The sequence below is a fragment of the Wolbachia endosymbiont (group A) of Anomoia purmunda genome (genome assembly GCF_947251545.1).
GTDB lineage: Bacteria > Pseudomonadota > Alphaproteobacteria > Rickettsiales > Anaplasmataceae > Wolbachia.
This window is the reverse complement of record NZ_OX366362.1, coordinates 40,852-53,303: the sequence shown is the minus strand read 5'-3', so window position 1 is coordinate 53,303 and position 12,452 is coordinate 40,852. Positions and strand designations below refer to the sequence as shown.

General features: G+C 35.5%; 13 protein-coding genes and 1 pseudogene. 7 read left to right on the top strand and 7 right to left on the bottom strand.

What is annotated here, in order from left to right; all coding sequences use genetic code 11:
* Window positions 1–94: 94 nt before the first annotated feature.
* Window positions 95–271, top strand: a pseudogene (locus OPR57_RS08125) (WPE palindromic element domain-containing protein); the annotation flags it as partial.
* A gap of 115 nt (window positions 272–386) precedes the next feature.
* On the opposite strand, the gene OPR57_RS00280 reads toward OPR57_RS08125, so the two are convergent.
* Window positions 387–1,829 (bottom strand): hypothetical protein, encoded by a 1,443-nt coding sequence (locus OPR57_RS00280; protein ID WP_406831464.1) that lies wholly within the window; start codon window positions 1,827–1,829, stop codon window positions 387–389.
* Between the two features lie 138 nt (window positions 1,830–1,967).
* On the opposite strand from OPR57_RS00280, the gene OPR57_RS00275 reads away from it, so the two are divergent.
* On the top strand, window positions 1,968–3,242 hold the full coding sequence (locus OPR57_RS00275) for an APC family permease (RefSeq protein WP_265036598.1): 1,275 nt from the start codon (window positions 1,968–1,970) through the stop codon (window positions 3,240–3,242).
* A 311-nt stretch (window positions 3,243–3,553) separates the two neighbouring features.
* Here OPR57_RS00275 and OPR57_RS00270 read toward each other — a convergent pair whose 3' ends face one another.
* Window positions 3,554–4,006 (bottom strand): hypothetical protein, encoded by a 453-nt coding sequence (locus tag OPR57_RS00270; protein WP_265036597.1) that lies wholly within the window; start codon window positions 4,004–4,006, stop codon window positions 3,554–3,556.
* A gap of 150 nt (window positions 4,007–4,156) precedes the next feature.
* On the opposite strand from OPR57_RS00270, the gene OPR57_RS00265 reads away from it, so the two are divergent.
* Window positions 4,157–5,191: an aspartate-semialdehyde dehydrogenase gene (locus OPR57_RS00265; RefSeq protein WP_265036596.1), complete on the top strand. Its 1,035-nt coding sequence runs from the start codon at window positions 4,157–4,159 to the stop codon at window positions 5,189–5,191.
* Complete coding sequence (locus OPR57_RS00260) at window positions 5,182–5,322, top strand: hypothetical protein (RefSeq protein WP_265036594.1); 141 nt, start codon at window positions 5,182–5,184, stop codon at window positions 5,320–5,322. Before OPR57_RS00265 ends, OPR57_RS00260 begins: the two co-directional genes overlap by 10 nt.
* A 226-nt stretch (window positions 5,323–5,548) precedes the next feature.
* On the opposite strand, the gene OPR57_RS00255 is transcribed toward OPR57_RS00260, so the two are convergent.
* A complete protein-coding gene (locus OPR57_RS00255; protein ID WP_265036592.1) occupies window positions 5,549–6,613 on the bottom strand; it encodes a 5-(carboxyamino)imidazole ribonucleotide synthase in 1,065 nt (354 codons plus the stop codon).
* Window positions 6,614–6,709: 96 nt separating this feature from the next.
* Between OPR57_RS00255 and apaG the strand changes: the two genes are divergently transcribed.
* Window positions 6,710–7,114, top strand: a complete 405-nt coding sequence (gene apaG / locus OPR57_RS00250; RefSeq protein WP_265036590.1) for a Co2+/Mg2+ efflux protein ApaG — start codon at window positions 6,710–6,712, stop codon at window positions 7,112–7,114.
* Between the two features lie 13 nt (window positions 7,115–7,127).
* Here apaG and OPR57_RS00245 read toward each other — a convergent pair whose 3' ends face one another.
* Window positions 7,128–8,726: an ABC transporter permease gene (locus OPR57_RS00245; RefSeq protein WP_265036589.1), complete on the bottom strand. Its 1,599-nt coding sequence runs from the start codon at window positions 8,724–8,726 to the stop codon at window positions 7,128–7,130.
* A 496-nt stretch (window positions 8,727–9,222) separates the two neighbouring features.
* Here OPR57_RS00245 and trhO point away from each other — a divergent pair, with 496 nt between their 5' ends.
* The gene (gene trhO, locus OPR57_RS00240) at window positions 9,223–10,029 is read left to right on the top strand and encodes an oxygen-dependent tRNA uridine(34) hydroxylase TrhO (protein WP_265036587.1); all 807 of its coding nucleotides are present in this window, start codon (window positions 9,223–9,225) and stop codon (window positions 10,027–10,029) included.
* A gap of 8 nt (window positions 10,030–10,037) precedes the next feature.
* On the opposite strand, the gene OPR57_RS00235 is transcribed toward trhO, so the two are convergent.
* From OPR57_RS00235 to OPR57_RS00225, 3 genes are all read right to left on the bottom strand, one after another.
* Window positions 10,038–10,199, bottom strand: a complete 162-nt coding sequence (locus tag OPR57_RS00235) for a hypothetical protein (protein WP_265036585.1) — start codon at window positions 10,197–10,199, stop codon at window positions 10,038–10,040.
* A gap of 327 nt (window positions 10,200–10,526) precedes the next feature.
* Entirely contained in the window at window positions 10,527–11,282 is a 756-nt protein-coding gene (locus tag OPR57_RS00230; RefSeq protein ID WP_265037619.1) for an alpha/beta hydrolase, read from the bottom strand.
* A 1-nt stretch (window position 11,283) separates the two neighbouring features.
* Window positions 11,284–11,811: a c-type cytochrome gene (locus OPR57_RS00225; RefSeq protein ID WP_265036583.1), complete on the bottom strand. Its 528-nt coding sequence runs from the start codon at window positions 11,809–11,811 to the stop codon at window positions 11,284–11,286.
* 190 nt (window positions 11,812–12,001) lie between these two features.
* Between OPR57_RS00225 and OPR57_RS00220 the strand changes: the two genes are divergently transcribed.
* The gene (locus OPR57_RS00220) at window positions 12,002–12,235 is read left to right on the top strand and encodes a hypothetical protein (RefSeq protein WP_265036581.1); all 234 of its coding nucleotides are present in this window, start codon (window positions 12,002–12,004) and stop codon (window positions 12,233–12,235) included.
* Window positions 12,236–12,452: the final 217 nt, after the last annotated feature.

Sequence of the window (12,452 nt, the reverse complement as noted above, 5' to 3'; positions counted from 1 at the left end):
GTAGAGACAGCAGCTTGCAAGCCATTCAGAAAAGGGAGGACAAAGCTATAGCTAACGCGTCATACCACGATTCATTCCATAGCTGTACGAACATTCATTTTTGAAGGTAAATTGCACAGCAAATGGTGTCATCCCAGTGCCTAGACACTGGGATCCAGAAAACTTAATTTCAACCAAGTGGCTGCATAATAAAGGCTGGATTCCAGTGCCAAGCACTGGAATGACATCCTCCCTTGTGGAAATTGCTCTCAAATCACAATGTTCGTACAGCTATGGATTCATTTGCGGTATAGATTCCGCTAACTAGTAGCGGAATGACGAATTCGTCGTTTTTCAAATTGTCGGTAAATCTAAGCCACTTTAGCTATATAGCACGAATTAAACCACTAAGCAGCAGAAGACCTTGCATGACCTCCAAAAAATGTTTTTACTTTTTCAAGATAAGTAGGTGGTTCTGGAGGAATTTCTATCTCATCTATTTCAGAGTATATTGCCGCATCTACAACTTTATTTGTTATTAATTCCCTTAGTTTTTGCTTTATCTCACTTCTTCTAATACCTTTTTTTCCATAGTCGTTATAAAACTTTACATATAATTCCTTAAACACAAATTCTTTTATAGCATCTCTTGTATAAGAAATGCCATCCTTTACTTCATCACTCACGTTGCTCAAATCCACTCCAGAATTTGGTGAATACAAATCACCGAAATTTTCTTTCAAAACTTTTATCTTATAGTAATGCTTGTCCATATATCTCTCAAAAAATCTTTTAGTAGTATTACTAGCCAACTCTCCTATTGGCTGAGGCTCTAGTTGAGCTGCAAAGTTGTTTTTTGCTTCAAGGCTACTTAATGCATAAATGATGCGGATAAGCATTCCAGGACCACATTGGCGTTCACTTTCATGAAAGCGAACCAGTAATGTAACTTTCAAATGTTCTACGTCTGCATTTTGCTTTCTTGCTGCAATTAAAACTAAATTTGTAGCCTGTGTCGGTGTCAATCCGGTTCGTGAATCTACCCAATTTACCAACTCCCCAATCTCATAACCATCCAATCTTAGATAAGGTTCTATCCAGTATTTTTCCTCACTTGTTAAATCGTTTATATAACTTTTAAACTCTTCATCTAACTCATTTGATGGTGTCCCATATTTTTCCTTTAATTCTTTAGCACATTTAATGGTGCTTTCCTCAAAACTTCTAGTATGAACACTTTGACTACCAGTGCCCACATCACTTACATTAAACAAAAAGCTTAGCTGCTTTACATTCAAACCCAAAGGTGAAAAGAGCTTTATCAATGGATACTTTATTAACTCAAGAAGTGCTACTGGAATTAATAATATAGCATTTATAAGTATGAAACACGCTTGAAGAGGTAGTGAAAATCCTTCATCTTTCCATCCTTGCAGTAAGCTATTAACGGCAAGTATCTTCAAAGTACAATACAGAAATGGCAACTGTATCCAATATATTAAATGTATAGAAAAAAGCAAGATTTTATCTCTTACATTTATTGTTGGATCATGATACACTTCAGAAAAGGCATCATAATCACCGTTTTCATTTTTGAAAGATCGATAGCTACTTGTAACCTTTTCTGTAAAAATAGAGCAAAGTATATATATACCGAAGAAAACAGCAAGCATGACCAAAGAGAGTATATTAAGAATTAATTCGATGGCTGGTTCACTTGAGACTTGAGGAAAAAAGAATTGAAGAAACATATTGGCTAAATATAAAAACAGAACCCATGCTGCGATACAAGCAACAAATAATAAAGCATACCCACAAACAACCAAAAATGTTTTTAACCTCGGATTCATAACCCCATCTTAATAATCTGTTAATATAATCTATTTTAGAAATAAATTGAGAAAAATGCAAGTTCTTATAAAGATCGATTGAAATTTCTGAGCTTCAGTTATATTGTTAATTTATTCAGATAAGAATTGAAAGTTATTGTGTCAAACAAAATAGGTTTTTGGGCTATTTTTGCCTTAGTGATTAGCAGCCAAATTGGCTCTGGAATTTTTATGCTTCCAATTAGCCTTGCTCCATATGGCATGTATAGCCTTATAAGCTGGGTGATATCAGGGCTTGGTGCTATATCTCTTGCTTTGGTTTTTGCCTTACTCTGCGCAAAATTTCCAGAAACCGGTGGCCCTCACGTTTATGTAAAGCATGCTTTTGGCTCTGCTGCAGCTTTCTTTGTTGGTTGGACATATTGGGTGATTTCATGGGTTAGCACGACAGCAGTAATCGTTGCAAGTATTGGCTATCTTACTTCGCTTTTTCATGGAGATATTCAAAATATACGCTTATTTTTAGAAATACTATTATTTACGATCATTACACTAATAAATTTAAGAGGTGTCACTGCTGCTGGATGTGTTGAGCTTTTATTGATGACTGTCAAAATTACCGCACTGCTTGCTATACCAGTAACAGCGTTGTTTTTCTTTGATAGGAATAATTTTATCATAAGTGAGGAAATATCAAGCCTCACGATGTCTCAAGTCCTTGCTCGCTCTACACTACTCACTCTATGGTGTTTTATTGGACTTGAATCAGCGACAGCACCTGCAGGATCAGTCAACGATCCAGCAAAGACTATACCAAGAGCCATAGTACTTGGCACAATCTCTGTTGCAGTTATATATTTCATTAATAGTCTTTCAATCATGGGATTGATAAACGGCAATGATCTAGTTAATTCAAAAGCGCCGTATGTTGACGCAATAAAAATTATGTTTTCAGGTAATTGGCATTTGATCATTTCTATTGTTGCTTTTATTGTTTGTGTTGGCAGTTTAAATGCTTGGGTACTAGCTAGTGGACAAGTGGCCCTTGGCCTTGCAGAAGATAAACTGATGCCACAGTTCTTTGCTAAAAGAAACAAGCACGGTTCTCCTTTCTGGGGCATAACAACTAGCTCAGTTGGAACTGCAACTTTACTAATCCTCACTTCAAGCAACAATTTTGCTAAGCAGATCACATCAATTATCGACTTTTCTGTAGTTTCATTTTTATTTGTTTACCTTGCATGCAGTCTTGCTTTTCTCAGAGTTATTGTGCAAGAAAAGAGTTGTTACAAATTTTTAATTGGCAGTATAGCAACAACCTTTTGCTGCTGGGTAATATTTGAAACTTCTGTGAATACCTTGCTGATCGCAAGCTTATTCACCGCAAGTGGCGTACCTCTTTATTTATTTTGGTATCGCAGAGTTTCTGTATAGCAAATGTTATGTATCTGTTCAGCAGAGTGGCAAAATAAGGTAGACGAGAAAAGATAACTATAGGAACAAATGGGTGTCATGCCAGTGCGTGACACTGGCATCCAGTTCTTTCGCGCAGTTCCATCAAAAACGTTGTAAAGGATTAACCGCTTTCGTGTTTACCAACTTAGTGCCCAATCTGGATCCCAGTGTCAAGCACTGGGATGACGAGAAAGGGAGCACTGGAATTTTTGTTTCAATATTTGTACATGAGCCACGCATCTGAACAGATACAATGTTATAGCTAGAGATAATTTTTAAATGATTGATATTTATGAACCACGACTTTTCTTGTTGTCCACTTGTTCAACATTACCCTTCTCAAGTTTACTATCTACTTCTTTTGTGTGTTCATCATCTATACTAGTTTCATCTTTTATCTTACTAGGGTAATCTTCCTGCGATTTTTTATATGCTTCCATGTTGTCATACATAGGGTTACTGATGATTTCTATTTTTTCAGGTGTGAAAATCCTTGCTAAAAATCTCCCTATTATTGGTATTGACCTTAAGAAATCTCTTAGCTTTGAAGATTCTTGTCTTTTGTTTAGAGACTGTTGGTCTATTTTAGGGGCTTTTACACCATACTTTTTATCATCAAAATTTATTGCAGGCTTTCTTTTATTCGAAAGAACACTTTGGGCCTTTGATCCATTGGTTCCTTCAGGCTCTCGAGGTGTAGACATTGCAGGTTTAACCTTAGTTTCATCGTATTCCTTACTCATCTTTCATTTCATTATGTAATATTATTAATATTGCATAATAATAGCTAAATTACAATTAATTGCAAGGTAAAAATATTAAAACAATTGTAAATTTTATCAGTAAAAATATAATATAATATAATATAATTTTAAAGTTAGAGGTTCATCTATATGGGATACAAAATTGCTGTTATTGGAGCAACCGGAAGAGTAGGGCGTGAGGTATTAAGCACGCTTGCTGAATTTCAAGATGAGGCAATAGATTGCGTTATTGCACTTGCATCGAAGAAATCAGAAGGGAAGAAGGTGAGTTTTGTTGACAAAGAGTTAACAGTTTTATACCTTGAGGATTATGACTTCGTTGGAACTAATGTAGCCATTTTCTGTGCTGGATATCATGTTTCTGAAAAGTATGTACCAATTGCAACACGGGCTGGATGCATCGTGATAGATAACAGTTCCCATTTTAGAATGAAAGAGGGTGTGCCACTCATTATTCCAGAGATTAATAAAGAAAAAATTATGGAATATAAAAACCACAACATAATATCCAATCCAAACTGTACTACAATACAGATGCTGCTAGTACTACATCTATTACACCAGAAAGCAAAAATAAAGAGAATCGTTGCTTCAACTTATCAATCAACTTCTGGTGCAGGCAAAGCAGCAATGGATGAGCTCTATGACCAGACAAAAAAAATCTTTATGAACGAAGCTAAAAAACCCAAGATATTCTCTAAGCAAATAGCATTCAATTGCATTCCCCATGTAGGAGAATTCATGGAAAATGGTTCTACAGAAGAGGAATGGAAAATGCAAGAGGAGACAAAAAAAATTTTAGAGGAAGATATAAAAGTTACTGCAACTTGTGTAAGGGTACCCGTCTTTATCGGTCACGCTATGGCAGTAAATGTGGAATTTGATCAACATATCACTGAAGAACAAGCTCGTGAAGTGCTAAGTGAAGCCGAAGATAGTGGAGTTTTAGTGTACAACAGGCGTGAAGACAGTGAATACATAACTCAAATTGATGTTGTACAGGAGAATGCTGTATATGTATCGCGTATTAGAAGAGACAATACTGTTGAGCACGGATTAAATATGTGGATAGTGGCTGACAACCTGCGCAAAGGCGCAGCATTAAATATAGTGCAGATTCTTGAGGTTTTGATAAGAGAGCATTTGTCAATCAAGTGCATATAGAGTGCACGTACGTTGTAATTCGAAGGAAATTCGCTTACCAAATGGTGTCATTCCAGTGCCCCTATGGTGTCATCCCAGTGCTTGACACTGGGATCCAGTTGAGCTATTTCAACAAAAATACTGCATTTTGAGATGAACGTTTATTTTTACCAGACTTATTTACAAGTATAACAATTAAAGTCTGGATCCCAGTGTCTGGGCACTGGGATGACACTATCATAAGGTGAAACTGGATCCAAGTAGTCAGCTACTCAGATGACACCTTTGTGCTTGAAGTAAAACTGGCTATAAAACTCAACACACTGTCTTCGAAAACAAACGTTTGTATAATTGTGAGCAGTATAGCGTAGAAAACTGTTAACTTAAATCTATATTGACATGTCCCATTTTACGCTTATCCCTAACCTCTTTTTTCCCATATATGGTTAAACTAGCTTTTTCGTTGCTCAAATACTTATGAGAATCATATATATCATTACCTATTATATTTTTCGTCATACAAGGAAAGCGTAATACTACTTCCTGCATAGGTAGCCCGCATATTATCCTAACTAGCTGTTCAAATTGACTAACGTTACATGCATCCAAGCTCCAGTGGCAAGAATTGTGAGGTCTTGGAGCTAGTTCGTTAACTAACAATTCGTTATCTTTAGTAACAAAAAATTCAATAGCCAGAATTCCTATTACATCAAGCGCATTTGCTATTTTCTTTGCAGTTTGTTGTACTTCTTGAGTTAATTTGCTATCTATTTTAGCTGGCACTGTTGAAGTATCAAGTATTCCATCAACGTGGTAATTTTCTGCTATAGGAAAAAAAGCTACTTTACCGTTTTTATCTCTTGCAACGACTATTGAAACCTCTTTCAGTAAATCAACACTTGCTTCAAGAATGTACTCTGTATTCCAATCAAAGGAAGCAAATTGTTTCACTTCAGAATCATTCTCAAGCACATATTGTCCTTTTCCATCGTAACCCATTTCTGTTGTTTTCAGCCTTATTGGATAGCCAAAAGTTCCACTGCTTTTCAGTAGCTCATTATAATTTTGTATACTCTTATAGTTAGCAGTTTTTACACCCAAGTTTTTAATAAAATCCTTTTCTCTCAATCTGTTTTGCGAAATGTGTAACGCTTTTTTACCCGGATAAAAATTTACATCGATATCAATTGCGCTACATGGAATATTTTCAGACTCAATAGTAATTAAATCCACACTCTGTGCAAAAGATTCAAGCGCTTTCTTATTAGAGAAATCTGCTATTGTGAAATCATCAGCAACAGAGCAAGCCGGATCGTCTTTAGCACTGGCAAAAACATGTGTTTTTTGTCCAAGTTTTGTTGCAGCGATAGTAGTCATTTTACCTAATTGTCCACCACCTATTATTCCTATTACTTTTTTGCTAAGCACATTTGGTTCGTTCATACTATAAATTGATATTTCCTAATTAAAGTATACTTGAAAAATCTATGAAAAAAGTATATAATTAGAATACTATCTTTTTATCATGAATATTCTATAATGGTTCTAGAATACACACTGACTACCAACTATGTTGAAGTTACAGTTTTACCAATTTACATTGAAGAGCAATCCATTCCTTATGAAAATTGCTATGTATGGATGTATAACGTTAAGATAAAAAACAAAAGCCAATCAACTATTCAATTGTTAAGTCGTCATTGGCAAATAATAGATTATAAGGGCAAAGTCAATGAAATTGCCGGAGTTGGTGTTATCGGAGAACAACCTGTGATAAAATCTGGAGAGGTATTTAAATACACAAGTGGAACATACTTAAATGCACCTTCAGGAATAATGCAGGGTAAGTATGAATTTCTGAATGAAGAAAGCATAAAAGTTTTTGAAGTTATGATACCACCATTTTCTTTGGATAGTCCATACATCAAAACTAGACCCCATTAACTATCAAAATAGTTTATTTTTTATCCTTATCATCAAGTGTAAATAAGATTATTGTAGAGATTAAGCCTATTATAACTATTATTAACGAAAATGGGGCAGCTTCTCTATAGCGCTCATCGCTTACAAGTTCATATATTCTAGTTGATATAGTTTCAAAATTAAATGGTCTTATAATAAGTGTTGCTGTGAGCTCTTTGATAGTATCCATAAATACGAGCAAAAATCCCGATAATATACTCTTCTTGATGAGAGGGATATGAACATTCAAACATGTGGAAATAGGCCCATGACCCATAGTATATGCAGTCCACTCAATTTCATTTGGTGTTTTTTTGAGCCCTGACTCTACCGCCTTGAAAGATATAGCAAAAAAACGAAATAAATATGAGTAAATTAATGCGCCAATAGTTCCTACCAAGCTAATTTCCACAATATATTGAGTAATGAAAGAGGATATTCTGCTTAAAAATATTATTATGCTAATTGCGATAATTGCATTTGGAATTCCGTAGCCTAAAGAAATGAGACGTGCTACATTATTGATTACCTTATTTTGACGCGCCGTATATCCAATAATTATTGCAATGCTAATTGAGATTAGTGCAGTGATGAATGATAAACTAACGCTATTTGCTATTATGTTATAGAACCTTGCTTCGTATATGAAAAACCCCTTCTCTATGCTCCAATATATGAGCGGAATCATTGGCAAAATAAAACCTATTAATATCGGCAATACACACATAAGATAAGCAAAGATCAATGGTATAGTGCCACTTATACTCCGTTTGTTGTGATAATCTGAATTGGTATTGATTGAAGAGTAAGATATTCCTTTTTTTTGTAGTTTTTTTTCGATAGCTATTAGTGTTGCAACGAAAATCAATTCTGCAACTGCTAAAACAGTAGTTGAATATTTGTCATGCAGTAAAAACCAGGTGCGATATATTCCTGTCGTGAAAGTATCAATAGCAAGAAACTGTGGTGTGCCAAAATCCGTAATTACCTCCATTAGTACCAAGGACAACCCTGCTATAATTGATGGACGTATGGAGGGTATGATGACAGAAAACAGGCTCTTCAATGAGGAGAACCCAAGCGTTGATGCAATAGTGACTGAGTTACTAACATTCTTTAGACTTGAGCGGACTAACATATAAACGTATGGATATAGACTAAATCCCATTACTAATATTCCACCACCTAGAGATTTTATTTCAGGAAACCAATAATCACCTTTGTTCCACTCTAAAATGTCTCTTAATGAGCTCTGCACCGGACCTGAAAACTCTAGTGTATTTACATAGACGAACGCTACTATATATCCAGGAATCGATATCGGAAAGAACAAAGCAATCTCAAAAATTTTACTTCCAGGAAATGAAAAAAATGTGGTGAGCCAAGCTGGAATTACTCCAAATATGAAAGATATTCCCCCTACTCCTACCATCAAAATTAACGTATTCAGTATATATTCAGGAAAAAGTGTACTAATTACCCATTCAGAATTCGCTGATTCTGTAAATAGAATTGATATTAGTGATAATATTGGACAGACGAATAATATACTTACTAAAAATAAGAATATATTTTTAAATACTCTCAAAAACATTAATCTGAATCTATATTTGATATTAAAATGTTATATATAAAAACTGAAGATATCCAGTAATTATAGCTAACCCAAGAAAGGTTTCCCTACGTCATACCGCCCACAACTGTACGAACATTCATTTGTGAAAGCAGTGTGTTAAATGTTATAGCAGGTTTTGCCTCAAACACAAAGGCAGTGCCCAGACTACTTGGATCCAGAAAAATTGATTGTAAACAAACGACTATACAACATTTTCAATAAAATTACAAAAAAGCTGGATCCCAGTGTCAAGCACTGGGATGACATCCTCCCTTGTGGAAATTGCTCTCAAATCACAATGTTCGTACAGTTATGGATTCATTCGCGGTATAGATTCCGCTAACGAGTAGCGGAATGACGAATTTGTTGTTTTTCAAATTGTAGGTAAACCTAAGCCACTTTAGCTATAACAGCCGTACTATTGAATATCTTTATAATTTTGTATATCATGTTTTTAGTTGATAAGTGAATAATCATGAGCTTCGTCATTGCAACTTTCTATCACTTTGTAGAACTCTCTAATTATTATGACATGAAAGACGAAATAAAAACTGCATGCGACAACGTTGAATTAAAGGGTACTATACTCCTTGCAGAAGAGGGTATTAATGCAACCGTCTCTGGTGAAAGAAACGCGATTGATGAAATATTTGATTTTCTACGTTCTGATTATAGGCTAAGGAACCTTACATGGAAAGAGAGTGCAGCAGAATGTCAACCATTTAGTAAGATGAAGGTAAAGTTAAAAAGAGAGATCGTGAATCTTGGTGTAAGCAATCTTGATATTTCCCTTAGGGGTAAATATGTTGATCCAGAGCATTGGGATGATTTTACTTCTCAACCTGACGTTTTAGTGATAGATACACGAAATGAGTATGAAGTGAAATTAGGCAAGTTTAAAAATGCAATTAATCCACACACACAATGTTTCCGTGAGTTTCCTCAGTGGACAGAGTCATTTTCTGAGAGTAAAGACCTGAAAGTGGCTATGTACTGCACTGGTGGAATTAGATGCGAAAAATCTACAGCATATATGAAAAGCCTTGGATTTAGTGATGTTTACCATCTTAAAGGCGGCATTCTTTCTTACCTCGAAAAAACTCATAATAAAAATGGTAATTGGGAAGGTGAGTGTTTTGTTTTTGATGATAGAATTGCTGTTGATAACTCACTTACTCCAAGCAACACAATAAAATGCATATTCTGCTCAAATCAAGTTTCAACTGATAAACTGAAATCAGTTCCACGTGGCCAGGTGGTTTGTTTCAACTGTAAACTTTAGTGTTATAGCTATAATAAATAAGACATCACGCCGCTGCAGTTGTATGTACGTTGTGGTTTGAGAACAACCTCTACCAGAAAGGGTGTCATGCCAGTCCCCAGACACTGGCATCCAGGTTCTTTTTTTCTAGATTCCAGTGTCAAGCACTGGGATGACAAGAAAGGGAGCACTGGAATTTTTGTTTCAGTATTTGTACATTAGCCATGCATCTGAACAGACAATTGCGTCAACTTAAGAGCTTTCATTAGCAAACCCTCCTATGGATTTTCTGAAAAGTTTTTGAGTATATTGTATTTTTAATTCGTAGAATAAGATTTTTTCCTTTTTGCATGTTTCACCTAAAAAGGACACATTTTAAACTTTTTTGTTGAAATAAAACAGAAACAAAAGTGCTGTTTCTTGCACTTTTTGGATAATTTAATGATAAAAAATTTAGAGAGAAATTTTATACACAATCTCTGATATTTTTCCTTAAGTTGACGCCATTGTGTGAACGGTTACCTATATGTTTTTGCTGGCAAAAATTCTCTAATGGTCTTAAATAAAACTTCCAGTGAATGATTGTCAGACATGTTGTGCTCTGCTGATTTTATTAAGTGTACTTCAACATCGGTTGACTTGATTTTTTCAGCTAAATTCAATGAAGTTTGATAAGGAACATCTTTATCATTAATGCTATGCAGTAAGCGCACAGGACAGTTTATATCTATTGTCTCTTTATTTAAAAGAAGGTTCTTCCTGCCATCTTCGATCAAATTTTTAGTTATTTTGTATGTACAATGCTCTGAAGTGAAATCTATTACACCGTTAGAATCTAGTTCTTCTTTTTGCTTGCCTGACAATTGCTTGAATATCAAATCTTCAGTGAAATCAGGAGCAGACGATATGCCGATTAATGCTGCAATTTTTTCTGGGAATTGAAGGGCAGTGAGCAGCATCAGCCATCCCCCCATACTTGAACCTATAATTATTTGTTTATCGCTAGTTAATTCACTCATCACTTTAGCACAATTTTTTTGCCAATCACTTATCGTGTAATCAATGAAATCACCTCTTGAATGACCGTGACCAAAATAATCAAACAGTACAAGTGCTATATCGTTTTCTTGGCAAAATTTGTAAATAGCAGTTGCTTTAGTTCCATCCATATTAGATGCAAATCCACCGAAAAAAACTATAGAAGCTTTCTTTCCTTGTAGCTTTCGATATGCTATGTGACCATTATTTCCATCAAACAATTTACAATAATCCATACTACTTTGGCAAAGCAACTGGGCTATCACTCAATTGACGCAAATAACTAACTAGGTCTGCAATTTCTTGTGGATTGGAAATACCTGCAAATGCCATACGTGTACCTTTTATATAGGCTTTTGGGTTCTTTAAAAAGGCAAATAGCTCCTCATACTCCCATTTTCCACCTCTTTCAAGCACTGCTTTTGAGTAATTGAATGAGTTGCCAAGATGAGCCTTTTTGTTTCCAACTACGTTCCATAAATTTGGTCCTACTTTATTCATTCCACCTTTCTCAAAGCTATGGCAAGCTATACATTTTTTCGCTGCTGATTTACCTTTCTCAAAGCTAGCATTCTGCATGAGCGCTCCAATATCAAGCGCCACTTGCTCGATTTTTTGCTGGGACTCATTGCTGCCAGCAGCTACTATCGTTTGGTGTTCAATCTTGTATTCCTCCGGACTGTAAAGCATATCAACTACATTACTAACTATCATAATGATTAGCCCAGAAAGTAAAATCGATGCTGCAATCTTATTAAGCTCCATAGTTAATTTTTATCAAGTAATGTTACTTAAATTATGCGAATATTTTCGCAAATAGCAACCAATTACCTTGAAGCTCGCTAAAGATGAAAGTCTCTATAGCTAACCCAAGAAAGGTTTTCCTACGTCCATACCGCCGCGACCGTCATACCGCGATTCATTCGCGGTATCTCATCCGCTAACAAGCAGCGGGATGACGGTTGTCAGGCTAGTACCTTCCCCTGTCATCCCAGTGCTTGACACTGGGATCCAGGAAAGTTTGCTTGTTTACAAGCAAACTAGCATAGAAAGTGGTTACAACGTTTTCGATGAGATTGCAGGAAGGCTGGATCCCAGTGTCAAGCACTGGGATGACACCCTACTAGCGGAAGTTACTCTCAAATGTTTGTTCATGTTAGCTATAAACATTAAGAAATTTACCAAATAAAAAAAAGGCAAAAGAAGCCCCATGGTTGGCTAATTATTTACATTATACTTTCAAGTATGGCGTTTTTTTATTCTAAACGCTTAATAACCGCGACTCAGCTGCTTTTAAGCCGCAACTAACCTAAATTATAAACGTTAAGAAATTTACTGAGCGAAAAAAAAGGCAAAGAAACCCTAGGGTAGCTAGTATTCAAATTCTCCCTTGTCTATTTGACGTC